The 24,209-nt window shown below is 44.4% G+C and carries 19 protein-coding genes and 1 tRNA gene; 10 read left to right on the top strand and 10 right to left on the bottom strand.

Annotated features, from left to right (window positions below; all coding sequences use genetic code 11):
• On the bottom strand, nucleotides 1-244 hold a 244-nt coding region (locus CH376_RS19035), incomplete at its 3' end, for an MCP four helix bundle domain-containing protein (protein ID WP_207769146.1).
• 300 nt (nucleotides 245-544) lie between these two features.
• Complete coding sequence (locus CH376_RS19045) at nucleotides 545-1,213, bottom strand: transglutaminase-like domain-containing protein (protein WP_243394756.1); 669 nt, start codon at nucleotides 1,211-1,213, stop codon at nucleotides 545-547.
• A gap of 426 nt (nucleotides 1,214-1,639) precedes the next feature.
• On the opposite strand from CH376_RS19045, the gene CH376_RS19050 reads away from it, so the two are divergent.
• From CH376_RS19050 to CH376_RS19060, 3 genes are read left to right on the top strand one after another with little or no spacing between them, the layout of a single operon-like run.
• A complete protein-coding gene (locus tag CH376_RS19050) occupies nucleotides 1,640-2,068 on the top strand; it encodes an LIC11213 family lipoprotein (RefSeq protein WP_100786331.1) in 429 nt (142 codons plus the stop codon).
• Nucleotides 2,065-2,631: a YceI family protein gene (locus CH376_RS19055; RefSeq protein ID WP_243394757.1), complete on the top strand. Its 567-nt coding sequence runs from the start codon at nucleotides 2,065-2,067 to the stop codon at nucleotides 2,629-2,631. The genes CH376_RS19050 and CH376_RS19055 overlap by 4 nt, the downstream gene beginning before the upstream one ends.
• Nucleotides 2,628-3,698 carry a DUF5777 family beta-barrel protein gene (locus CH376_RS19060; RefSeq protein WP_100786332.1) on the top strand — a complete coding sequence of 357 codons (1,071 nt, stop codon included), beginning with the start codon at nucleotides 2,628-2,630 and terminating at the stop codon, nucleotides 3,696-3,698. Before CH376_RS19055 ends, CH376_RS19060 begins: the two co-directional genes overlap by 4 nt.
• 12 nt (nucleotides 3,699-3,710) lie before the next feature.
• On the opposite strand, the gene CH376_RS19065 is transcribed toward CH376_RS19060, so the two are convergent.
• Nucleotides 3,711-5,885, bottom strand: a complete 2,175-nt coding sequence (locus CH376_RS19065; RefSeq protein ID WP_100786333.1) for a hypothetical protein — start codon at nucleotides 5,883-5,885, stop codon at nucleotides 3,711-3,713.
• A gap of 129 nt (nucleotides 5,886-6,014) precedes the next feature.
• Between CH376_RS19065 and CH376_RS19070 the strand changes: the two genes are divergently transcribed.
• A complete protein-coding gene (locus CH376_RS19070; RefSeq protein WP_000648186.1) occupies nucleotides 6,015-6,419 on the top strand; it encodes a PaaI family thioesterase in 405 nt (134 codons plus the stop codon).
• A 20-nt stretch (nucleotides 6,420-6,439) separates the two neighbouring features.
• A tRNA-Leu gene (locus CH376_RS19075) sits at nucleotides 6,440-6,523 on the top strand.
• 630 nt (nucleotides 6,524-7,153) lie between these two features.
• On the opposite strand, the gene CH376_RS19080 is transcribed toward CH376_RS19075, so the two are convergent.
• From CH376_RS19080 to CH376_RS19110, 7 genes are all read right to left on the bottom strand, one after another.
• On the bottom strand, nucleotides 7,154-7,543 hold the full coding sequence (locus CH376_RS19080; RefSeq protein ID WP_100786294.1) for a DoxX-like family protein: 390 nt from the start codon (nucleotides 7,541-7,543) through the stop codon (nucleotides 7,154-7,156).
• 90 nt (nucleotides 7,544-7,633) lie between these two features.
• Nucleotides 7,634-8,410 carry a hypothetical protein gene (locus tag CH376_RS19085; protein ID WP_100786295.1) on the bottom strand — a complete coding sequence of 259 codons (777 nt, stop codon included), beginning with the start codon at nucleotides 8,408-8,410 and terminating at the stop codon, nucleotides 7,634-7,636.
• Between the two features lie 49 nt (nucleotides 8,411-8,459).
• Nucleotides 8,460-9,674, bottom strand: a complete 1,215-nt coding sequence (locus tag CH376_RS19090; RefSeq protein ID WP_100786296.1) for an EAL domain-containing response regulator — start codon at nucleotides 9,672-9,674, stop codon at nucleotides 8,460-8,462.
• An 11-nt stretch (nucleotides 9,675-9,685) separates the two neighbouring features.
• Entirely contained in the window at nucleotides 9,686-11,227 is a 1,542-nt protein-coding gene (locus tag CH376_RS19095) for a hybrid sensor histidine kinase/response regulator (protein WP_100786297.1), read from the bottom strand.
• On the bottom strand, nucleotides 11,220-11,678 hold the full coding sequence (locus CH376_RS19100) for a response regulator (RefSeq protein WP_100786298.1): 459 nt from the start codon (nucleotides 11,676-11,678) through the stop codon (nucleotides 11,220-11,222). The genes CH376_RS19095 and CH376_RS19100 overlap by 8 nt, the downstream gene beginning before the upstream one ends.
• Nucleotides 11,675-14,362 carry a PAS domain S-box protein gene (locus CH376_RS19105; protein ID WP_100786299.1) on the bottom strand — a complete coding sequence of 896 codons (2,688 nt, stop codon included), beginning with the start codon at nucleotides 14,360-14,362 and terminating at the stop codon, nucleotides 11,675-11,677. The genes CH376_RS19100 and CH376_RS19105 overlap by 4 nt, the downstream gene beginning before the upstream one ends.
• Before the next feature lie 65 nt (nucleotides 14,363-14,427).
• Nucleotides 14,428-16,734 (bottom strand): patatin-like phospholipase family protein, encoded by a 2,307-nt coding sequence (locus CH376_RS19110; protein ID WP_100786300.1) that lies wholly within the window; start codon nucleotides 16,732-16,734, stop codon nucleotides 14,428-14,430.
• Between the two features lie 329 nt (nucleotides 16,735-17,063).
• On the opposite strand from CH376_RS19110, the gene CH376_RS19115 reads away from it, so the two are divergent.
• From CH376_RS19115 to CH376_RS19135, 5 genes are all read left to right on the top strand, one after another.
• Nucleotides 17,064-18,206 (top strand): helix-turn-helix domain-containing protein, encoded by a 1,143-nt coding sequence (locus CH376_RS19115; RefSeq protein ID WP_100786301.1) that lies wholly within the window; start codon nucleotides 17,064-17,066, stop codon nucleotides 18,204-18,206.
• Between the two features lie 228 nt (nucleotides 18,207-18,434).
• Complete coding sequence (locus tag CH376_RS19120; protein ID WP_100786302.1) at nucleotides 18,435-19,538, top strand: AraC family transcriptional regulator; 1,104 nt, start codon at nucleotides 18,435-18,437, stop codon at nucleotides 19,536-19,538.
• 159 nt (nucleotides 19,539-19,697) lie between these two features.
• Nucleotides 19,698-21,929 carry an Lcl domain-containing protein gene (locus tag CH376_RS19125; protein WP_100786303.1) on the top strand — a complete coding sequence of 744 codons (2,232 nt, stop codon included), beginning with the start codon at nucleotides 19,698-19,700 and terminating at the stop codon, nucleotides 21,927-21,929.
• A 13-nt stretch (nucleotides 21,930-21,942) separates the two neighbouring features.
• Nucleotides 21,943-22,542 (top strand): Lcl C-terminal domain-containing protein, encoded by a 600-nt coding sequence (locus CH376_RS19130; RefSeq protein WP_100786304.1) that lies wholly within the window; start codon nucleotides 21,943-21,945, stop codon nucleotides 22,540-22,542.
• Nucleotides 22,543-23,073: 531 nt separating this feature from the next.
• Nucleotides 23,074-24,209 (top strand): bifunctional diguanylate cyclase/phosphodiesterase (locus tag CH376_RS19135; protein ID WP_133124668.1); only part of this gene is annotated, 1,136 nt, incomplete at its 3' end.

Consider the following 24,209-nt stretch of genomic DNA (forward strand, 5'->3'; position numbering starts at 1 on the left):
CGCCGCTCCTCACTTTATGAACGCAGTCGACGATATAGATCGCGTAGAGATCGGAAATTTTTTTGAGTTGTTTGAGAGGAATCACACGATCTTCATAGATCGTTTCTATGTCTTCGATTCGGTCCTTTGTGTTGTGCAATGCGAGTCCGACTAAGATCGCAATCGGAATCAGAACCGATCCGAAGAGAAGCGTTAATTTTTTCCGAATTCCCAACCTCTGCACACGTATATAAATTGTTTTCATAAGAGGGGGATAATCTTAATATAACTCAAGGGGTGAGTCAAGTGTTTTCACCGAGCTTTTCATTCGAGCTAGTTCGAGTTTATAAACTGAATTGCTCCGAACTTTCGAAACGAGGATAAAGGATTCCCGGAAAACGTTAAACCGAAATGATCGGAAGCGGAAATAGCTCAAACAAGGCGAACAAAACTAACGGAAAAAAAAATCGACTCAAGCGAGACGCCCAAAAGACGCAAAACTCACATATCGATAAAACGGAAAAGAAGCGAAAAAAAATCAGAACCAACGGATTTAAAAATCGAACTACGACAGGGGCTTTTCGTTTCTGAGATCGCCTTGCAGACGTTTGCCGAACACGTCCGGATAAAAATCCTTCAAACCTTGGATCACAAATTCAAACGGAAAGTCTTCAAAGACGCCTCTCTGGTTTATATACTCCATAAACTTTTTTCCCTTTCCGTCGAAGGAATGAAATACGTTGTCCTTGCTTCCGTCGAAATCAAGAGGTTCCACTCCGAATTTTCTGCAAAGATCCTTATCAAAAACCGGGGTCGCCTTGATCCAATTTCCGTTTATTAGAATTTCTGCATATCCGTGATAGGCAAACGTCGTGGTTCCCAAAACCTGAATCAGACGTTCGCTCGCGAGATGATTGACGACGTCCGCAAAACCGATCTTAGACGGAAATCCCAGAGCCCGGGCGCCCGCAGCGAAAAGAAGCGATTTGGGAATGCAATAGTTTTGTTTGCTTTCGGCGATCTCGCTCGCGCGGTATGATTCCCTCGAATCGGTTACCACATAAGGATTGTATCGAATCCTATCCCTCACGCCTAAATAAAACTCTCTGAGTTTATCCAAGGGAGAGTTATCCGATGTCGTAGATTCTTCTATAAATTTAAGAACGGAAGGAGAATGATGATCGAAATAATACGTAGAAGCCAGATAAGAATCCAAGGGTTGCATCGTTTTCATACCGAACCTTATGCGGTTTCTTCCCATCTTTTGTTTTACAAACAACACGTCTACCGGGAATCGAATCCAAAAATACGAACCGATTCAACGAAAGATTCTTTTTTAAGTAGACCGATCCGAAACGGATGGATAAGAATTCCTTTCGCCGGTTTTCTTTCGAATGAGAAACGTAGAACAACTTGCCTAAGCATGCGAAAAATTTCACAGGACGGTCCATTGATTTGAGTCGATGAAGCAGTCAAGATTTGTAATAAAGCTAAGAATCTTTTCGCGTTGGATCTGCTAACTTCCGGATTATCGGGAGTTGGTTCCGATCAAGGCGGTTTCTTTAATTTTGATTTTTTGTGAACAACCTTCCGCACAAATTTGGAAATGAAAATCAAAACTCTTTGCGAAACTTTCGCAAGGTTATCAAAGGAGAATTTTATGAAAAAAATTCGCAATCAAGTTCGAGTCGGTATCTTCTTACTTTTTGTTTCTTCCGTCTTTTGGAATTGCGAAAACGGAAAGAGTTCGGATAAAGAAGATTCTTTAAAAAATCTCGCTTTTATCTTGGGTTCGGGAAGTCCTCTGAAAGAAGTTACGGACGCGGATTGTACGGATCCGGCTCCCGCATTCTCCACTCTCGGTCAAGCCGGAACGACAGCGACCTGCTCGACTTGTCATAGCGGAGCCAATACAAACGCGGGCTTCGACATCACTTCTTATAACGGAGTAAGAAACAGAGTCACGGTTGGAAATCCGAAAGGAAGTCTTCTGTTTATCAAAATCAATTCCGGATCGATGAGAATCTACAACAACAACTCGATCAACAAAGCGGTCTATTGCTGGACTCTCAAAGGGGCGAATCCTTGATTTCCACTCAAGCGAAAAAACTTTCGTTTCTACTTGGGATCGCTTTCGCGATCCTAACGACCGGCCTTCTCGCGGAAAAAAAATCGAAAGAGCTTGTCGTGAAGGAAGCGAACATTCAGTTCCTAAGCGAAGCGCCTCAGGAAACGATTCGAGGAACGGTTTCCAATGCGGAAGGTTCCGCGAACTTGGATACGAAAAGAGTCGTCGTTCGAGTGGATCTAAACGGTTTGAAAGTTCCAAATCGAATGATGAACAATCACATGCACGAGAATTATCTCGAAACGGAAAGTCATCCGATCGCTTCCTTTGCGGGAATTATCACAAAATGGGATCTTAAAAACAAGGCAGTCGAAATCGAAGGCGAGTTCGGCTTACACGGAATTACAAAGAAAAATTTCAAAATCTCGGGAACCGTCGAAGAAAGGGAAAACGGTTTTTTGATCCGGTCCAATTTTGAAATTCTTCTTACGGATTTTAAAATCGAAATTCCTAAATTAGTAATTTTGAAACTCAATGAAAAAATAAGAATCGAAACCAACATCCTATGGCAGAACAAAGAATGAATCGCACCGTTTTTCTTTTTATCGTCTCCTTTCTTTTTCTTACTTTTGTTCCTCCTTCATTTTCGGAGGAACAAAGAAAGTCCGCATTTTTAGGGAGCAGCCTGATCCACATGCCGAGTACGGAAGACGTCGGCAAAAACGGACTGGACTTCCGTTTCAATCACCGTTTTGGAAACGCAAAATCCACTTCTTACGATTTTATAGGTTTGGACAACGGAGCCAACACGCAACTTTCTCTGGATTACGGAGTTACGGATCGGATTACCGTAGGATTCGCGAGAACCTCGTTTCAAAAAACATACGAAGCAAGGTCGAAGATCCGTCTTTTGACTCAAGATTCGAGTTTTCCCGCAACGGTCAGTTTTTTCGGAGTGTTCGGACAAGAAACTTCGGAACAAAGTCAATTCTTCGGCCCTTATCTTCGCCCGACCACGGGGATTCCGACTCTTGATTCGAATTTAGAAAAACAATTGAATACTTACGAACTGAGCTACAAGGATCGCCAGAGCACTCTCGCTTCTTTTTTGATCTCGAAACGTTTCAACGACGTCCTTTCGATCCAACTCTCTCCGATGTTCGTTCACAGAAACTACGTCAAGGATCACTTGTCCAACGATAGGACCGGTCTGGATATTTCGTTCCGACTTCATCTTTTCAAAAGGGTCGACTTTACGTTCGCAACGATTCTAACTTCGAAAAGGGATTACGTCGGCGATTCTTACGCGTCCGAAGACAGAAAAACAAAGATCGGCGGAATCGAGTATTCCGCTTCCGAAGTGAACGATCTCATCGCGAAAGGGAAGACGATCGACGCGGCGGTGAACAATATTCTTCTTTCCAAACCCGTCGAATACACTTCGGTTCCTCTCAGCTTCGGGGTGGACTTCGAAACGGGCGGACACGTGTTTCAATTTTTTGTGACGAACAGCCGAGCGATCGCTCACACCCAGCTACTCAGAGGCGCCGACTACAACTACGATAAAAAAGAATGGACGATAGGTTTCAACATTCATCGTTATTTTTCTTTGGAGAGTTCCGAAAAACCGGCGGTGGAAAAAACGAATTAATAAAGGAAGAATTCAACCGCCTTTTGCCATAAGATATTTTTCCATAAACTCGGTGATGTCTTTGATGTTTCGATTGATCATCTTTCTAAGTTCGGGAGGAATGTTCTGCGATTTGATAACCCGGTAGTAATTGAGTGCGTTTTTCAACATCTTTCTTCTCGCGAACTCCTGCGCTTTCACAAGCATCGGTTTGTATTTATAGTATGAGTATTCCATAATACTATAATTCTTTGAAAGTTTAAACGCGTGGGGAATCTTTCCGAAATCGTATGTAAGAGTTAAGAACGGGGCGTCGTCGACTTCCGGAGGTTTGAGTTCCAGAATCCCGTGGATCATCCGAGGTTCTTCTTCCTTAGGCCCGTCGGATTCTCCCCCGCCTTCCTCTTCCTGTTCGTCGAAAGGCTGAAGTCCTCCTTCGAGGACTTCTATCTCGGGCGGTTCTTCCGCTCCCGGAGGAGAAGCCGGTGCGAGATGCGGAATCTCAGGGGTGGACTCCGCGGTCTTTTGATATTCCGGATCGGGAAGTCCTATTTTAGGAAGTTCTAATGGTTTGACTTCTTTTTCAAGAGGCTCGGAGGGAGAAGGAAGAGAATCGAATTTTAATTCCCCCAGCGGTGAAGGGACCGGCGCTTTCGCTTCTTCCTCCGGACGAACGGTTTTATCCGTCGGATCGGGAAGTCGGATCGGAACGAGTTCTATCTTTGGAACGACGGGAGCTAAGAATGGAGGAAGATCGTCCCGAGCCGGAGCCTCCGGCCAATCATAATCCATAGGCTCGGGAGCCCTTTCCTGTTGCGGAGCTTCTTCTCTTTCTCTTTTTTTCTGTTCTTCTTTTTGTTTGAGATATTCGTCTCTGAGCTTGAAGAGATCTTCTTTTCTTCGATCGTCTCCGTCCCTACGATCCTTACGATTCGGATCCTGTCCTCTGCGGTCTCCTCCGGACCTCCGACTTTCTCCGGTCCTGCGGTCTACGAGAGGGAGGTCCTTGAACTTTTCCCATTCTTCCGAAAAGAAAGTGTCCTCCGGAAGATCCATCGCGTTCGGATCCAGATGTTCTCCGGAGCCGGACAACCCTTCCTCGGAACCTCCCCTTCCTGCCGGAGAAGATCCCCCGCCTCCCGGAAATCCTCCCGACCCTCCGCCGGGTGATCCCAAATTGGAAGGGGCCCAACCTCCAGATCCCCCTCCTGGGGTTCCGACTTCGCCTGAACCTGCGCCTGGAAAACCCGGACTTCCTTCTCCAGCGGATCCTCCACCAGATGGGCCACCGCCGCCGGGAGACCCTCCTCCCGGAAATGAAGGAAGAAAGCTGGTCGGAGCTCCGCCGGATCCGGGAGCACCGGCGACGGGAGGGGAAACGCTCCCTGGTGGGAGCGGCGGACCTGGGCTGAAAATATGATAAGAAACCGGGCCGGGAGTAAAATTTCCGGGAAGGGTCGGAGGACCGGGGATCGCGCCTGGATCCAAGGGAGAAAGAGGAAGAGAAATCGGATTCCCAAAACCCTTGGAAATCGTATCGCCTAACGATTCGCTGATGTCCTTGATCGCGCGTACCAGATCCCCAAGAGGAATCGGAGGACCGTCGTAGTTTTCAGGGCGATAGACTTCTTCCTCGTCGCTTTCCAGGTGATTTTCGATTTGATCGATATTTTCCTGAATCTTTCCCTGGATCGTCTCGTCCGGAACGCGGCCCTTGGTTCTTTTATAAATTTCTAATGCGCCGTTGTAACTTTCCTTATCAACCAGAGCTTCCGCATTGATGAGGGGCCGGCGGTGGTTCGCAAATTTAGAATTGTTGCGAATGATATCGTCGACTTTATTCTTTAGATCTAATTTAGGCTTTTTGCGAAGACCGGGGAATTCTTCTTTGTGCTTCTTCGCGGCTTCCGATCCCAGCCCGGTTCCGGAAGGAGACGGAACTCCGCCGCCAGAACTTTGCTGAGGCGTTCCGGAAGAAGGTAAAGCTCCGGCTCCTGAAGTTTGAGGAAGTCCCCCCGATGGAGGAGTCGGAACTCCAGGAGGAGAAACAGGAATCTCCTTTCCCCTATCTCCGCGAACGTTAGTCTCACCGCCGGGTCCTCCCGAACCGGGAGAAGATTTTCCGGAACCGGAATCTCCTTCTTTGGAAGGAGGTTTGTCTCGAAAGAGAGTGTACGCACCTGCCCCCGCGGAGAGGAGACCTAACATAAATAAGAGGAGTGTCGTCATTGGGAGAAGCTACTGTTCTTAAAATCGACAAAACGGGGTATCGTTCTTGAACCCGTTCGATCTTCTTTTTGTAATTGACGCCATGGATGTATAGTATATTTCTGACTTATGAAAGCTTCGGTTCGGGCAAACTTAAGTTTTGGATCCAGTCCAGACAATCCGGACGGACTTCAATTGAAAATCACCTTCGACGAAGATACGCAATCCGCTTACGGTGACTTCACTTGTCCGGAAAAGTTTCAAGGTCAGCCTGATGTAATCCACCCAGGAATTATATCTACGATCTTAGACGAAATCATGGTCAAAATTAACGAAGCCATGAATTTCAAAACAACCACTGGCGAACTCACGATTCGTTTTCTACAACCGGCCTTTGTCAATCAGCCACTCCATCTTCGAGGATGGTTTGTGAAGAAGAACAAGAAAGTGATTGAAAACAGAGCGGAAATTGAGAACGAGATCGGAAAGATTGTAGCTCGCGGAAAAGGCAAATACATCGAAGTAGACGACTGATCTTTCTTTGCAATCAAACCGCCGATGTGGTGAAACTGGTAGACGCAGTGGATTCAAAATCCACCGGAGGCAACTCTGTGTCGGTTCGAGTCCGACCATCGGCAAATTTCAATTCTCAGTTTACTTTTTCAAAATCCACCGGAGGCAACTCTCTGATCGGTTCGAGTCGCCCCATCAGGCAAATTTCAAATTGAACAAAACTTTCAACCGCTGCGTTTCAAATTCTTACTAAACATTCCTATATTAAACCAAGTTACAATCTGCGCAATCAGCTCCGGGGCGGTTCCTGAAGTTTTACTGTAGAAAATCGATTCTTCGATCTTGCAGGACCGGGCTCTCAGCTCCGGTCAAGTGAAACCACTTGACCCCGCCTCGATCCCTACCGCGTGGAAAGAAAAGTAGGAACTCACACTTTTCCATTTCAAAAAGTCAATCTTGGTAGAACAAGGTTCAAACGTTTCAGACAAACTTTCTCCGACAAAGTTTTGAGGAACTCCTCAAAAATCACAAAGCTCGATATAAAAGCCGATTTCACTCGTGCGATTGAAAAAGTAGGAACTCACACTTTTCCATTTCAAAAAGTCAATCTTGGTAGAACAAGGTTCAAACCTTTCAGACAAACTTTCTCCGACAAAGTTTTGAGGAACTCCTCAAAAATCACAAAGCTCGATGTAAAAGCCGATTTCACTCGTGCGATTGAAAAAGTAGGAACTCACACTTTCCATTTCAAAAAGTCAATCTTGGCCTGCGAAAATTTTTGTGAAGATCGGATTGCGATCCTTACTTGCGTAAATTTCGGTAAGACTACAAGCGAGAACGATCAGAGCCAAAACAAAGGAAACACCCGCCCCGCCTTGAAAACCTAACACCGAAATATGGGAACCGATCGCGCCGATCATGATTACGGAGCCTATCATCGCTCCCAACCAACTCGTCTGCGGAATGAGGAATAACAAAACGACCGCTAATTCCGCAAACCCGACCGCATAACGGCCGAAAGGTTCTGCATCCAGCGCCGAAAAAGTGGCAATCGATCGATCCGCTCCCGAAAGTTTAAAATAAAAAGCGGGAATCAAAATGGCGACCGCGATGATTCTTACCGTCCAATCCATAATTTTTTTCATAGCCCCTGCTCCCTGGAAGGGCTATATTCTAACCGCTTCCTTCTTCCCTCGCAAGGCATTTTCGTAAAATTATAAAAACGGAAAAGAAAGTCACACTCGCTTTGTCGTATCGAACTTACCGTTTTTTCGAAGTGCGTCTTCGAAAAAGTCGGTTTCAATTCTTTCGATGGCCTTTAAGATCATCTTCATTTCTTCGTCGGAAAGGCTCGAAAAAAGTTCCTCCCCTTTTTCTAAAATCGATAAACCGAGACGAATTCCTTCCACCTCTTCCTTTGTGTACGTCTTCGTTTTGTGTTCCATCTTGGAAACGATCGCCTTCATCATAGTTACGATCTTTTGTAAAAGTTCTTTGTTGGAGAGCGTCGAAAATAATTTTACGATATCGTCTCGAAATTGATCCGCTTCCTTCTTCGGAACCTGCGCAATGATTCTATCAAAAACGACCGGATCCTCCGGATCGTTTCCCTTTCTTAATTCTTTTTTGGTAAATTCGAACATTAAGGATTCAAAATGTCTCGCCGTAAGATACGAATTCAAGGCGGCAAAACCCGTCTTAAACGCCGCGCCGAGATGTCTTCCAAGACTAAAAGCGGCGGCGCCCAAGGAACCGATCAATCCGAAAACCTTGGACGGACTATGAACAAAACCGGCAAGAGAATGAAAAGCTCCGTCGAGCAACACCCTTCCTTCGTATTCCGGATAGAGAAGTTGGAGAAAATACTGGAGTAAAGTATCGATGACCGGTCTGGGAATTTTTACGAGATCGGAATAACGTTCTAAGTTGGATGGAGAATATCTTTGAATGAGAGAGGCTCGATAGGCGCGGATCAAAATTGGAAAGTCCGGATCCTGAAGAAGATTTTTCATACTTCCGGAAGAATCCGATTCTACCTTCCGCAGTAAACCAGAAAAAGAATTAAGATTTGAACGACGCGAGATATTGAAGAGCCGCGTCCGGAGGCATAGGTTTGCTGTAAAAGTAACCTTGTCCTTTGTCGCAACCTTCCTTCCTCATCAACTCTCCAACATCGGCGGTTTCGATACCTTCCGCGACCACCGTCATTCCGAGTTTATGTCCGAGATCGATCGCCGCCTGACAAATAAAAAGGGCCTCCTTATCGTAAGGAGCGACGCTCACAAAAGAACGATCGATCTTCAATTCGGTAAACGGATAACGATGAATCTGTTTCAAAGAAGAATAGCCGATTCCAAAATCATCCACCGAAAGGCCGATTCCCCGGATTCGAATTCTTGTAAGAATATCGAGAGTGGATGTGATGTTTTCCAAGAGTTGAGTTTCCGTCACTTCCACGATGAGCTGATTGTTCTTCAGTCCGAAACTTTCGATCATCTTTGAAATCGTCTCCGGCAAAATTAACTTATTCAAACTCACGGGAGAAATGTTTACGGCGACGGCGATTCCCGGAAAATCCCGATTCCAAATCGAACACTGACCCAACGCTTGAAGAATCAACTTCTCCGTCATCGCATCCATAAGACTCGGATAAGATTCCAAAGTGGGAATAAAAGAATCAGGAAAAATCAAACCTCTTACGGGATGATACCATCGCACCAAGGATTCGAAACCGGAAATTTTTCCCGTCTTAAAGTTGATCTTCGGTTGATAAAAAAGAATAAACTGTTCTTCTCGAATCGCTTCCTCGATCTCTTCGGCGGAGATTGCGGAAGAAGGTTCGGAGATCGCTCTTTTGCCTGCGGAAGTAAGATGAGAAGTGTCGTTCTTCTTATCCGAAATCAATCCCGTTAGAACTCTTTGATATTCTTGAATACGGATCGGCTTTTCCAAAACTCCGGAAATTTTTAATCCGTACTGAATCGCGAGCGCCTCGGCGCTTTGCAGAACCCTCCGATCGGCTCCGCTGATAAGAATTACGGACGCTGTTATTTTTTTTCCGGAGAGCATCCGTAAAACGTCCACACCGTCCACACCGGGAATCATCAGATCCAAAATAATATATTGAGTTCCGTCGCTCAACTTCTCAAAGAAATGACCGGCCTCGTGCGTTATCGTCACTTCAAAGCCGCATTGTTTTGCCAGATCCCCTAAGATTCCTGCGATTTCTTCCTCGTCGTCGAGAATCAGTAGATTGGGTTGAACGGATTGATTCATGAATGTCTAATTTACAATTTGGCGAAATGATTCTCAAGAGATTTTCGAGAGATCGGCCAGCGGTTTACAAAAGAATTTTCGATGACCTCCGAAGTTTCGATCGCCGAAAAATAATAAATTTCTATCTTAGAATTGGTTCTCTTCGCTTTTATGGCAAACTCCTTCCATTCCGAAAAACGTTCTCTCCAAGTTTCGGAAACCAAAAACGATTTTTTATCCAAGAAAGCCAGCGGCAAATCCGCATCTTTCAGATCGCTCATCCTGTGAACCGCATAACCCAGACTTCTGAGAAAATAAAAAATCCAATCCGAGAACGGTCCTTCCTTGCAAAAATAATAAATTTCCTCGGCTCTGACTTTCAAGTCTTGTTCGTTCAAAGCGGAATCCGATTTTAATTCCAAGATCGGAAAGTAGAGATAGAATTCGGTTCCGACTCCGAGATTGGACTCAAGAAAAATTTGTCCCTTGTTCCTCTTTACAAAACCGTAAACCATCGAAAGCCCGAGTCCGGAACTCTTTCCTTTCGGTTTGGTGGTGTAAAAGGGTTCGAAGATTTTTTCCAGATTTTCCTCTTGGATTCCGACTCCGGTATCGGTGATCTTTAACAAAAAATAATTTCCTTCTTCCAATCCCGGAATTCCGTTTTGAAAATCCGAAACGACTCGTATCGTTTCCAATAAAATTTCTCCATCCTTGGTTTCCGTTGCTTCGATCGAATTTTGTAAAAGCTGAGCGAGGCTATTCGTAAACTCGGAACAATCGATGAGACAACGATCTCCGAAGTTCGACGGATCGAACGTGACTCGAATGTTGTTCGGAAAAAAGTCGGGATGATTTTTTAGAAAATCGTAAATCAGTTCGTTCGGATCCGCAAGTTCCTGATGTAAGGATTGTTTTCTTGAGAAGTTAAGAAGTTTCTTATTTACGTCCGCCGCCCTCATCACGGCGTTTTGCGCGGATCGTATCCGATTGAGAAAATCGGGTTGCTCCTTGCACTGCAGTTCCAATAGATCCAGATTGGCGATTATGATATTGAGAATATTATTAAAATCGTGTGCGATCCCGCCGCCGAATTGGGCGATGGTATCCATCCTCAGAACACGGACTTCTTCTTCCGAATTTTTTTTGAAAGTAGAAGAAGTTTCATTCAGACTTTCGAACTGTATCCTTAAAAATTCTTTTGAAAGAGAACTAGCGGAAAGATTTTTTTTCTCCAAAAAACCCGCAAACCCGGATTCCTTCGCCGCGGTTTCTATCTCTTCTTTGGAAAGGCCCGAAATTAAAATCGCGGGGGCCGAACCCACTCGGGATCGGATGTCGCTTAACAACGCGATTCCAGTTTGAGATCCCAAAAAATGATCAAGCACGTAAATTTCATTCTTTACGGGACTTCTGGATCTCAGAGCCTCGAGCGCGCTCGTACCGTCCTTATAACGTGTGACGACGTATTTCGGAAACGGAATGTCGTTTAAATATTCCTTGAATAGAATCGCGTCTTCTTCGTCGTCTTCCACGAGAAAGATAGGAATCTCGTCCGGAATCCGATCAGACATTGGGAAGCTCCACGATTTCCAACCAGTATTCGCCGAGCGCACGGATCGTTTCCATAAAAGCGCCGAAGTCGACGGGCTTTCGAATGAACGAATTCGCTCCCAGATCGTATGTCTGCAACATATCCTCTTCCTCTCTGGAAGTCGTCAGAACGATCACCGGAATTTTTTTGAATTCCGGAATCGATTTGATCGTTTTTAAAACTTCTCTCCCGTCCATCTTCGGCATATTGAGATCGAGAAGAATGAATCCGGGACGCGGATACTTTCGAATATCAGAATATTCTCCTTGATTCCTTAAAAAATCAAAAAGCTCCTCTCCGTCCTTCACGAAGTGTAAAGGATTGATCAGATTGTTTTCGCGAAATCCTTCCGTCATCAGAAGTCGATCGTCCGGATCGTCTTCCGCGACAAGAATGTGAATGGAACTTTGTTTTTTTGTTTCCGATTTCATACGACGTATTCCGTATTCAGAACGCCCGGAAGATCCACGTAAAAAGTGGAACCTTCTCCGAGTTTACTCTGAGCGTGAATTCTTCCTCCGTGAAGTTCGATGATCTTCTTACAAACCGCGAGTCCGATTCCGTTTCCTTCGAATTCTTCGCGTGCGTGAAGTCTCTGAAAGAGCGTAAAGATCTTCTCTTCGTGTTTTTTGTCAAAACCGATTCCGTTGTCAAAAAAGGAAATTCGAATCCATTTGCGTTCCGTCGGATGCGGAACACATTGAACGATCACTTCTGGAATTTTACTCTTATTGAACTTCAATCCGTTCTTGATCAAGTTTTGAAAGACCATTCCGATCTGAGCCGGATCGCACCAAGCAAAGCCGACAACGGCGTCGATCACCTTCGCGTTTTTTTCTTTGATATAAATTTCAAGATCTCCGATCGTTTCCCTGAGGATCTTCGTCAGATCCGAATACAGAAACGGTTTCGCACGCGCTTTGATTCTGGAATAGGAAAGAAGGCCTTCAATCAGATTGGAAAGTCTGTGCGCGGAAGAAGCCATCCTCTGAAGATAATCCAAGGACTCGGAATCCAGGTTCGCATTTTTTTTCAACAAACGATCGCCGAAGGCCATAATTTTTCGGAGAGGTTCTTGAAGATCGTGCGACGCGATAAAAGCGAAGTCTTCGAGATCCGCGTTCGAACGTTTCAGCTCGGCGGCGAGCGACTCCAATTGAATCTGCGTCTTTCGCATATCGGTGACGTCCTTGCCGGTGGTATATACGAGACGATGTTCTTTTGAAAACGTAACTTTCCAAAGAATACTTTTAACCTGGCCGTCTTTCGCGACATAGCAAAGAATTTCCGAAATGTTTTGTTTGTCTTTTCTAAACTCCTCTCTTATTTTGAGCATCCTCTCGCGATCGTCCGGATAAATGATCTCGGACAAATCCATATCGGAAAGTTCGTCGATAGTATAACCAAGAATATCCGTCCAAGCCTGATTTCGTTCGATCACTTTTCCGTCGAGAGCCGAAATCTGAAACATATCTCCGGAAAGTTTGAAAAACTGATCCTTCTCCTCTTCCGCTTCCTTATTTCGAAACAAAACCTCGATCTGATCGGAAATCAATTCAAACATTTGAATATAAGAATCTCCTGAATCGATTTTAATATGAGCGCAGAATTCTATGACGTAACTTTCGTGCCCGGTCTTGAGAGGGATTGCGATCCAGGATCGAACTCCTGACTGAATCGCCTGTTTGGTCCGTTTAAAATCTTCTTCTTTTTGAATATCCTCGGAAAAAAAGATCTTATCGGTGGAAAATACCTTTCCGATCAGACCTTCCCCCGGCTTGAATTTGGAATCAAAGGAAAGAATTCTATATCCCAAAAAAGTGGCATCGGAAGAATGCCAGGAAGAGTTCTCTTCCAAGCTCAATTCTCCGTTTTGAAATCTCCAGGCTTGCGCGAACTTCCAGGATGTTTCTCTGCAGATGACTTCGAAAAGAATTTCAAAAGATTCTTTTACCGTGGACGCCTTCGGGATTCTCATGGAAATCTCTTTGAGAATGGTCTGTTCGGTTTCCCTTCTTCGCAACTCGGTGATATCGCGGAAAAAAACGGAGACACCTTCCTCGAACGGAAAGACCCTGAACTCCATTACGTTTCCCGTAAGTTCGTTTTTGAATTCGAAAAATACGGGCTTTCTTGAATAAGCTGCCAGTTCGTATTTCTCGCGAAAAAAACGGGCTCCCTCTTCCGGATAAAGGTCCCAGATATGTTTACCGATCAGCTCTTCCCTGGTTTTTCCTAACGTGACGAAAGAGTTTTTGTTAGCGGAAATGAATCTCCATTCTTTCGAAAGGGAAAAATAACGATCGGACATACTTTCGATGATCGATTGTTTTTCGTCGCGGTTTTGTTTCAGTGCGTAGTTGGTTTCCACGACGTCGGATACGTTTGAAAGAATCGCCAAAACCGCTACCGAATCTCCGTAAGAAATCCGATTCGCGGAGATCTTCATATAGAGGATCTTATTATCCTTTCTACAATGCCTCCAAATTCCTCTGGATTGAATTCCGCTCTCTTTGGCGAAACCCTTTATCACAACCTCCAGTTCCGCGCGGTCCTCTTCCGGACGAATGTCGAGCAGATTTAAGGCGCCGAATTCTTCTCTAGAATATCCGTAGAGAAAAATCGCGGCGTCGTTTACGGAAAGGATCTTCAGAGTGGAAGGATCGAACAAAAACGCGGGTTGCGGAAGTTTATAAAAAATACTTTCGACACCTTTGTCCTTTTCGAGCTCTTCTATCTCGCCTTCCCGGGCCAAAACCTCGAACGTGTAGAGCCGGTAACGGGATTGTCCTTCTCTGAAGACGTATTTCCAGAAAAGACGGAGAATTAAATTCTCCCATATTAGAGTTTCAAAATATTCCGATTCTAGAATATTTTGAACGAGAACGCGGTCCGTGAATTCGGAAAAATTTCTAATTTTTTCGTGCAAAGAAAACAAAAACGAGGAGAAATTCTGGGGAACGTTTTCGTTTTCCTTCAATCCCCAAAAACTCACGCATCCGCGGGAGAACATAATTCTTTCGGTGGACCGATCTTCGAGAATGGAAATCCCTTCGTCAAAAGAAGAGATTTCCTTTGTAAATTCTTCCAGAGATTTGATGCGGGGCGGCTGCATGTCGGCTTCCAAAGAAGGACAATTCTAACTTCGATCGGAGACGGATTTCAATTAAAAAACTTAATTTACGAATATAGTTTTTTCCTAATTTCGCTCTTCCAGAGATGAACCTTTTCCTTTCCGGCTTCGTATCCGATATCGTATAACTTCTGAAATTGATCCCAATCAAAAGTAGAATAGCGGCCGACCGGAAGTTCTATGTAAAGATCCGATTTGTCTCTTGTCCGATTGAGCGTATTCTTACTCGAAAGCATCAGAGAACGCATCATAATTTCGGCTAACCCCGGATATTTGCTTTTTAAACTCTGTCTTGAAAGATGATGAAAAAGAATTTTTAAAAAAGGAGGAGCTTCGCCTAAATACTGAGGACCGAGAAAATTCTGATAAGCCAAATCCTTATCGATCTGACCTCCGCCTCCAAGATCCACCGAGATCAAAATCCCCGCCCCCTTCTCCTTCAAGATCGATCCGGGAAGATTGTCGAGCAGACCTCCGTCCACAAAAAGTTCGCCGTCCTCGGAAAAAGGCGGGAAGATTCCAGGAATGGAAGTGCTCGATCGAACAGCCTTCCATAACAATCCTTTGTCAAAAACTTTCCTTTCCGCTTTAGTAAGATTGCATGCGATCGCATAGAACGGAATCGGAAGAGTTTCTATATTTCTTTCCTTAAAAAATTCGTGAATCGCGCTCGAATAACGTTTCCCTCGAACGAGAGAAACAAAAGGAAACGTGAAGTCTCCCAGGATGTTTCGGTCCAACCAAAAGTTCCGAATGAGAGGAAGAATCTCCGAAGAATCGAGTCCCATCGCAAAGAGTCCGCCCATGATCGCACCCGCGCTCGTACCGGATATCATGTCCACCGGAATATCGTTCTCTTCGAAACATTTGAGAAGTCCGAGGTGAGCGAATCCCTTCGCGCCGCCTCCTGCGAGAGCGACTCCGATGCTGTTGCCGGTAAGTTTTCTAGAAAGCCTTCCGAAGTCCGCCGGCACGTCTCTTCGTATGATACAATGTGAAATTTCTGAAAAATTCCGGAGGATCGATTCTATTTTTTTCCAATTTTCGAATTTAGAATCGATCAAGAACACGATCTCTTTCTGAATCTCTCGAGGCAACAAACCTCGAGCGCTCTCAAAATCAAGACTCGGACTTCGATCCGGATCGATTAGGATAAGAATCCTGTCCGACTGACGAAAACAAGTTTCCCTCCAACCGGGATGATTCAGATCCGTTTTGAATATTAGTTTTTCATAATGTTTTTCGAGGTCGATAAACCAATGAACCAAATCCGAAATTCGATACGTCCGTGGATTGTTTCTTATTCTCGAAGAATTTTTGATTCCGGATTTAGGAAACGTCCTCGGATCTACGAGAAGGGTTTTGCCGAATGACTTGAGTCCGTTTTGCAAAGAACGATAAAATTGATCGGAAGAATCCTTGTCGGCCGCGAGAGGAAACACGGCAACGGTTCGAACCGAGTTGGCCTTTTGAAACGTTTTGTGACGTTCGGAAGCGAGACGGTGCGCGATCGTTCCCGTAATCTGAAAAAGGGCGTCCGGAGAATTCGCAAAACTTTTACGAAAGTCCTCCCTTGAAATTCTTACAACTTGACTCGTTCTCAAAGAGATCACGGTAGCGGATCGTTTGTCTCCGCTCAGGAGAGCCATCTCGCCGATGATATCCCCTTTGCCCAGTTCTCCTTCCGCAAGGACCTCTCCGTTTTCGGAACGAACGGTCCAAGAAAGTCTTCCTGAAACGAGAATAAACATGGAATCGCCGACGTCCCCTTGTTTGAGAAGAATTTCCCCTCCGGGTATCACGAGCCATTCCATCCTGGATTCCAAATCGGACAATGTCGCTTTATCAAGATGAAACAATAATTCGACAGAGGATAAAAAATCCAAAAGTTCCTTTTTGGAAGGCCTTAGTTTGGAAACGTGAAAGAGATGATTTTCCCGATTGAGATCGGCGATCCATTTTTTCCAGCGTAAGAACTTGGACTCGATTCTTATCAAATCTTCGGGAACAATATAAAGAATTTCTGATATACCCGAATAGATCACCTTATCGGGTCGAAAAAGAAAATAATCGCCGGGAAACAAGTCCCGAAGGACCAGACTGCGTTCTTCGGTGTTCAAAAGTCTTTCTTCTAATTTTCCGCCGAGAATCAGACAAAGCGATCCTTCAGGTACGATTCCCGAAGAAGGAGTTTCATCCGTCCAGCGGATCGATCGAAGACGTTTTCCGATCGATTCTTCCTCTTTTGCCGTCTTCGAAGCGGGGAAATCAGAAGATGCTTTGGCGCAAAAATCCTGAAACGCTTTCAGAAGTTTCTTTTGCGATTCGTGGGATTGTTTACCGTATCGAGCCACCGATTACCCTCATTATAGAATTTATATCTCATTCATGGAAATTTATTTCCATTTTTTTCCGCACGAGTCCGTCTCTGAAAAATTCTCGTCGATAGAATCGAGTCGTTCCTTGCCGTCAGAAGCCCGAAGAAAAAGACGATAAGATTTCCGTTTTTCCATAGACCGATCTTTGCAATCGATCCCTTGAGCTTTTACTCACGTTTAAAGAAATCCACTTATTTTTAAAGAATTTCGGCAAAATCACTTTCGAGTTTATAAATTCATTGGTTTGACCGTTCGAAGTAAGCTAAAATTCGATCAAACAAAAACGATTTCCAGTAGGTTGGTTCATGTCTTACGATTTTTATTTTGCCTGTTCGATCCAATACATCGCATTTGGTCTGATCTATTTTTTTAAAAGGAGAAGACCGTTCCATCGTAAACAGGCGTTGATTCTGATTTTTATCGGGTTCAACTTAATCTTATTCTCCACCCAGGATTATATCTCGGATAAAACTCTCCGCATCCTAGGCGACTTTCTATATTCTTTCTTTATGATCTCCGGCTCGATCATCATCTACACGATTTGTAAAGAATCCTTCGATCCGAAAGATAAGGAACGAGTCGTTGATAAAGGCCGAGCGTCCTTTGCAAAAGAGATATCCAATATCGGGTTGATTTCCTTTTTCGCAAGCGCGGTGATCGTGATCTTCTGGAACCATTCTGAAAACCATACTCTTCCCAATCTTTTCGTATCCGTAAGCGAAGTTTCCATCTTGATTCTTATATTTTATTGTATCTACGTTCAGTTTTTTATAAAGAGCTTTTACGTTAAAAAAGGTCTTCGGCTTATCTACTTTCTGATCACGCTCATGCTCGTAGAAAAGATGAAACAGCTGACGCCCGGAAACTTTCAACAACCCGCAATGAAAATAGGAGGGATCGTTTACATCGTTTCCCCGATTTTTTTGTTCAACACTTTCATTCGTTTCCCTTTCAAAAAAGAAGAATCTAAAAAACAAACGGTCTTACAGATTCCCAGCAAATCGATTCCTTTGGATACGGGCGGAAATTATTATCTCAACAATATGGATACTGAGAAAATAAAAAGGAATCTCCATCATCTGCTCCACAATGAAAGAATCTTTTTGGACGAGGATCTTAGACTTCCTTCCGTCGCGGAGGAGCTGGGCCTGACCACACATCAGCTTTCCGCGTTTCTCAACCGGCATCTTCAGACGAACTTCAATACGTTAGTCAACATCTTCCGAGTAAAGGAAGCCATGAAACTTCTCGAAGAAGAATCATCAAGATCCATCATCTCGATCGGAATGGCCGTGGGTTTCAACTCTCTCTCGACGTTTCAAAGAGCGTTTATGAATCTAGTAAGAATGACGCCCACTTGTTACAGGGAAAACGTTCTTTCGGGGAACAAGATCGAGCTACCGTCCTATCTGATTGAACCTCTGCTCGAAGGTTCAACCGCGGTATGATCCGCTTTTGCAAAGAAGAAGTTTTTCGTTCGTCTCTTTCCGGGAAGGACCTATTCTCCGTTCGTCAGCGTCTACTATCTGCGGAGAGAATCACCGCGCCGCGTTCAATCTTAAAATTTTCGATTGCGTCGGCCATGGATGGATAAGAATTCGAAGTTTAAAGCGGAAAGGTTTCTTTTTTTGAGTCGAAAACTTCATCTTCGATGATACAATATCCGTTAAGATCCGATGAACGAGATTATAGGTTTTATTTTCAATCAATATGTCGGTTTCGGTGGTATCTTTTCTTTCTTTTTCGCCTTGATTCAGATTCTAAAAGGAAGAACGCTTAAGAACTTCATTCTATTTTTAATTTTCTTTTCGATGGGAATTATTTTGATCAAGGGCCTGGTTTTGTTAAACGGTTTCGGATTTTCCTATTCCCATTTTTTTTCCTTTGAAAACTTTTTCATCTTTTTGATCGGGCCTTCCCTTTTTATCTACTTTAATCTTTTGCTCCTGAACGAAAAGGTCAATCTCAGGATTCTACTTCCGCACTACATCCCCACGGTTCTGTTTTTGATCGGTTATACGATCGATACAATCTTTATAATTTCGGAGAATCGGCCGTTGAACGATTTGAACGAAAAATTTGAATCCAGATACGACCTAATCTACCGGGCCGCGACGATAATAACCATCGTTTATTTCTCGGTAATTCTAGCGAAGTTCGTAGAACTCTTCAAGGAAAACATTTCCGAATATCCTTGGTCGAAACATATCATTTCGATTTTAAGCATAGGGCTAACAGGAGTTATCATCACGTTATTGAACAACTTCCGGTTCTTATTTTCTCTCTACGAAATTTTCATTCCGTTATATTTTCTGTGTTTAAGCATTCTTACGTTTACCGTTCTCTACGCGTTCGTGATCAGTCAGGTCTATCCGATCACGTTCAACATAGTTTCGGAAACGTTTCAAAAGATGAGCTACCAAAAGAGCACACTTCAAAACGTGGACTCCGACGATCTCGTAAACCGTCTGGAAACTCTGATGCTCCAGGACAAGGTCTATCTCGAAGTTGGAATCACGCTGAATCGGCTCGCAGAAAAGTTGAACATAAAATCTCACCAGCTTTCGGAACTTTTGAACAACAATCTAAACAAAAGTTTCTTCACTTACGTCAATCAATTTAGAATAGAGGAAGCGAAGGTTCTGCTTCTTTCCGAAAAGGAAAGTTCTGTGATCAAGATCGCTTTTGACAGCGGGTTCAACTCTCTTTCAGTCTTCAACACCGTATTTAAAAAGGAAGTCGGAATGACTCCTTCCCAATTCAGAAAGATCCATTCCTAAATGCTTTGAAGCCCGTTCTTAACGGCGAAGGAAAATTCTTCTTTCTCATTTTTTTGCTTAAATCTTTCCGCGTACGACGGGCGTTTTATAGAATTAAGAGAGATTCCTTTTTAAAACTGTTATCTTCAAAACATATCTTTGTTGTTGGAGGCGGTAGTCATGAAAAAACCATATCTACCATTGAACGTTAGAATTCGATCTTTTTGGAAATTTGCGCTTGTTCCATCGATTCTTCTTTTCCATTTTTCAAACTGTCTTACGGACAAAGGAAATAAGAATTCTCCTTTTTTCTTTTTTCCGTCCGGGATCAGCTCCGCTTCCTCTGCGGTTGCTCCTAACGTGATTCCGATTCCGGATCCTTCCGTTTCTCCGCTTCAGGGAAACATTACGTATTCTTCTTCGAATCCGATTTATGTCAGCGGCCAGACCGGTGCGATCGAGTATGTCGACGTTCAATGGAGCAGCTCGATGGCCGCCTCTTACGAAGTTAGATACGGTTCCACAAACTGTTCGGACGGAAACTTGGATAGTTCCGGTTCGATCTCTGCGTCCACTTCCAATACCTCTCGAATACACGCAATCTCAGGCGTAACTCCTTTGAACGTCGGAAACAACTCGATCCGGCTATGTCTTTTCGATGCGACCGCTTCCACGCTCTGGGATTCTTACACGTTAACCGTCACAAGGGACGATACCGCTCCGACCGTAAGTTTTACTCCTTCGGCGGGAACATACGGCTCTTTGGCTCCGAACGTTTCGATATCTTGTTCGGACACCGGAAACTCCGGTTGCAATCAAATCGCTTATCGATCGGACGGAAGCGCCGCGGGAATTTCCAATGGAGGGAGCGCAGCAGCCGGAAGCTCGCTTTTTTCATCTTCGATCGCACTTTCGAACAATACCACCACCAATTTCAGCGCTGTCGCCGTCGACAAAGCGGGTAACGTAGGCTCGGCAAACACGGCGTCATACGTCGTCGCCTTCGGAAATCCCACCGTCACAATCGTTTCGTTGAGTAAAAATATTATCAAGGGAAGCGATAGCTCGTCTCTCCAATGGAAATCGGACATCGCTGGAAATTATTCGATTCGTGTAGGCGGAACGAATTGTACTGACGGAACCTCTTTAACGAGCGGAGCCGCGAGCGCAAATACCAACGTCACTTACGGAATTTCCGGTACGGACATGAGCGCGGGCACAAATACGATTCGCATCTGTCTTACCACGGCCGGCTCCAATCAGGGAAGCAGCTCCACTTCGTTGGTTAGGGACGACGTATCTCCGCAGATTATCTCGACTTCTCCGGCCCTCGCTCCGAGTACAACCGCCTACGCGTTAAGCGTCACACAACGTTCCTTCAGCCTGACGTTCAACGAAGATATGGACACTTCTTCCACTCCCAATCCTCAGCATCGAGATCAAACAACGACGGGAGATCCGGAAATCAAATGGCCCGGGGCAATCGGAACTTGGAGCGCCGATAAAAGGACTTATACTTTAGATATTCAGAGCAACCTTCCCGAGTGGCATAAATTTTATCTGCTCTATACCAGCGCTTCTTTTAAAGACGTCGCAGGAAATGCGGTGGCTTCGAGTCCGACCGTCTCGGTCGTTTCGGGAAACATTTCGCTCAATTACGGAACGATCAACGACGTTCGAAATTTATTGGCTTCGGATACGAAGCAAACGACTTGCACCGATACGTTAGGCGCGACCGTTGCTTGCGCCGGAACCGGTCAAGACGGAGATCTAAACTTCTTACCTTCCGGCCTGCTTTTACCCGGATTCTTAAGCGGATATCCGAGCGATTTCGTGACGGTAGATACCAAAAATCTTCGATACTGGAAAACTTGCTTATACGATTACGAATGGAACGGGACGACTTGTGTGAAACAGTGTGCGATGAATCAGATGTGGGATGGAACCGGTTGTGTCGCAGACGCTGGAAATCCTTATAAGACTTTCAATCGATCCGTAGAGGATTGCTCCAAATTGAATTTAAGAAATTCCGGCGCGGGTTACGCGGGCAAGAAGAATTGGAGAGTTCCCACTTTAGCGGAATATTACACAATTCTTGAATACAACGGGACCAACGGAAACGAAACCATTCCGGAGACTTACTTCCCCGGGGCTCTTAGGGATAACTATCAGAGATACTGGACGAGCACAAACGCGATCACGATCAGCGCCGCCAACCGAACCTCTCTAAGTCCGGCGATCGATCCGTTGTCCAACGGCCCGATCAATTATTCCGCAATTTCTTCCTTACAGTCCTGGGGCGCTTGGTCCGTTTCGATCTTTGGCGGAATCACACAACCGAACAACAAAGTTAAGTCGGCTTCTTGGAATTGGCCTACTTATAATTTCACTTCTCTTTGTATCGCCGATTGATCAGGAGGTCAACATGCAAGCAAAACAAAAACATTCTTTCTTTCACTTCTCTCTCTTTGGAATTTGTATCTTATTCGGATCCTTGTTTCCCTTACATCCTTACGGGGGGCCCTTTTCGGATAATCTGGACGGAACCATTTCGGCCGGAGGAGGACTGATTTGGCAAAAATGTTCCATGGGTCAAGGTGTGACGGTTTGCAGCACGCCCGCCGCGACCACTTCGGATTGGGCGACTGCATTAAATTATTGTAATACGTTATCCTTGGCCGGACGAACTTGGCGCGTGCCGAATGTCAAAGAACTTTCCGGTCTTTTGGATTACGGAAAGACAGATTTGCCGGTGATCAACCGCGCGGTGTTCCCGAACACGGTGGGAAGCTATTACTGGACGTCGACCTCCGGAATTTCTACCGGGACCAGCCCGAACACGGCAACTGATAACGATCCTTTGGCCTATATCACGACTTCAGATAACGATAACGCCTATCGTATCCCGAGAAACGTCAAATATCGAGCGATGGCCTACGTCGCCGATTTTAGAATGGGAGGAATCATAGAATTTCCAAAAAGCAACTCTGCGAACGTCTATGTGCGCTGTGTGAGCGGTCCGTAAATCGTATCATCCCGATACTTCCCCATCTCCGTTTCAAGCCGTGACCTAAGGCTTCGCCTTTGTCACGGCGTTTTCTTTCATCGGATTCTTAATCAAATCGTAACACAAGGCGGATGAGAATTTCGTTTTTTCCGACATATCGTCAGATTTATCGCTAAAAACCCAAAGAGACTTCCGGTTCGATTCGAATTCATTTACAGTGCGTCCCAAAACCTCATTTGATTTTGTCGGAAAGATCAAGCCGCAAGGTCCTGTCCCAGTTTTGGGACAGGTTTCTTAAACGAATTCGCTTATCAAAAACCAACTTTCTATAAAAACAGAACTTTTACATACCGTTAGAAATAAATTTCTGATCGATGAGTCCGTCTCGATGTCGCGAGCAAGATGTCGACTTAAAAAATCACAATGCAAAAGTTTTTAAATTATCATTAGCCAATTCCATAAAAGGACAAATAAAGTTTAGTGGATGTAAATTATAGAACAAGGATCAATCTGCGCAAAAGTGTGGTATAACACACTGGGTGCCAAGGAATGAATTTTTTAAAAAGCGAAAGAGAATCGACGACGAACCCATCCGGAAAAATCAGATGCAGCTTTCAGGGAGAATGTATCGAATTTGATCCGATCATCAAAATGGAACTCTTAGAATCGCCCGATCTAAAATCTAAACTCTCGAATCTTGTAGCATCGATAGCTCAATTCTCAAAACAGAATCAAAACAACTCGAAAACATTCGAACTCTTTATGGAGATCGTAACGGAAAACGAAAATACCTATCATCTTTACGCGCTTGTTTATCGGAACAAAGAAGAGATAACGTTTGAACTCACAAAGATACCGGCGATACCGAATTCCCAAGTTAAAATGATCGCGAACAAACAAAGAATCAACGCACACAGAGCGGAATTGAGATCATTCTTTGGAAAATCGCGTTTTGCTTTTTTCTTAATCGAAGTTCAATTCATCTCCGCAAAAGGATTGCCGGAACCCGGAAACGAATCTTTCGAACACGTGTTCATGGACGTGTCCACGGAAATTTTCACGCTCACGAGCGGTAAAACTAGGATCATACGATATTCTCAAAATAAAATTTTAGTTATGATACCCGTCGAAAGCGAAAAATTCAATCCCTCGGTTCTATCAAAGCACATCATTTCCATCATGGATTACCCGATCTCTTATCATGAAACCGAATTGTTCTTTAAAATTTCGATCGGCGCTTATCTGATGAAAGATCAAAAAGAATCGTTCAAAAAAATCAGATCCAAACTTACGGAATCTCTAAAGAAAGCGGTAAAATATCCTTTCAGTCATTATATTCTCGGAGAACACGAGGAAGAAATAGAAAGACAAAAGGCAATTCAACTTTATTCCTCTTTAAAGAATTCGATCTTCAACGACGAACTGGTACTCAAGTATCAGCCGATCCTGAATGCCGGATCTAAAAAAATCGAATTTGTGGAAACGCTCACAAGATGGGTCCATTCGGTAAACGGAAACATCAGTCCCGAAATTTTTATACCGATCGCGGAAACTTCCGGACTGATTCTTACGATCGGAGAATGGGTCATGAAGAACGCGATCAGTGAAATTTCGATTCTTAGAAAAGTGTCCGGCATCGATCCCGATTGTAAGTTAACGATCAACGTTTCGCCGATTCAATTAAA

Source organism: Leptospira adleri (genome assembly GCF_002811985.1).
GTDB classification, from domain to species: Bacteria; Spirochaetota; Leptospiria; order Leptospirales; family Leptospiraceae; genus Leptospira; species Leptospira adleri.

Coding starts and splice junctions, on each gene's coding strand:
- CH376_RS19045 (WP_243394756.1), bottom strand. CDS start 1,213: ATGAAAACGATGCAACCCTTGGATTCTTATCTGGCTTCTACGTATTAT.
- CH376_RS19050 (WP_100786331.1), top strand. CDS start 1,640: ATGAAAAAAATTCGCAATCAAGTTCGAGTCGGTATCTTCTTACTTTTT.
- CH376_RS19060 (WP_100786332.1), top strand. CDS start 2,628: ATGAATCGCACCGTTTTTCTTTTTATCGTCTCCTTTCTTTTTCTTACT.
- CH376_RS19065 (WP_100786333.1), bottom strand. CDS start 5,885: ATGTTAGGTCTCCTCTCCGCGGGGGCAGGTGCGTACACTCTCTTTCGA.
- CH376_RS19070 (WP_000648186.1), top strand. CDS start 6,015: ATGAAAGCTTCGGTTCGGGCAAACTTAAGTTTTGGATCCAGTCCAGAC.
- CH376_RS19080 (WP_100786294.1), bottom strand. CDS start 7,543: ATGAAAAAAATTATGGATTGGACGGTAAGAATCATCGCGGTCGCCATT.
- CH376_RS19085 (WP_100786295.1), bottom strand. CDS start 8,410: ATGAAAAATCTTCTTCAGGATCCGGACTTTCCAATTTTGATCCGCGCC.
- CH376_RS19090 (WP_100786296.1), bottom strand. CDS start 9,674: ATGAATCAATCCGTTCAACCCAATCTACTGATTCTCGACGACGAGGAA.
- CH376_RS19095 (WP_100786297.1), bottom strand. CDS start 11,227: ATGTCTGATCGGATTCCGGACGAGATTCCTATCTTTCTCGTGGAAGAC.
- CH376_RS19100 (WP_100786298.1), bottom strand. CDS start 11,678: ATGAAATCGGAAACAAAAAAACAAAGTTCCATTCACATTCTTGTCGCG.
- CH376_RS19105 (WP_100786299.1), bottom strand. CDS start 14,362: ATGCAGCCGCCCCGCATCAAATCTCTGGAAGAATTTACAAAGGAAATC.
- CH376_RS19115 (WP_100786301.1), top strand. CDS start 17,064: ATGTCTTACGATTTTTATTTTGCCTGTTCGATCCAATACATCGCATTT.
- CH376_RS19120 (WP_100786302.1), top strand. CDS start 18,435: ATGAACGAGATTATAGGTTTTATTTTCAATCAATATGTCGGTTTCGGT.
- CH376_RS19125 (WP_100786303.1), top strand. CDS start 19,698: ATGAAAAAACCATATCTACCATTGAACGTTAGAATTCGATCTTTTTGG.
- CH376_RS19130 (WP_100786304.1), top strand. CDS start 21,943: ATGCAAGCAAAACAAAAACATTCTTTCTTTCACTTCTCTCTCTTTGGA.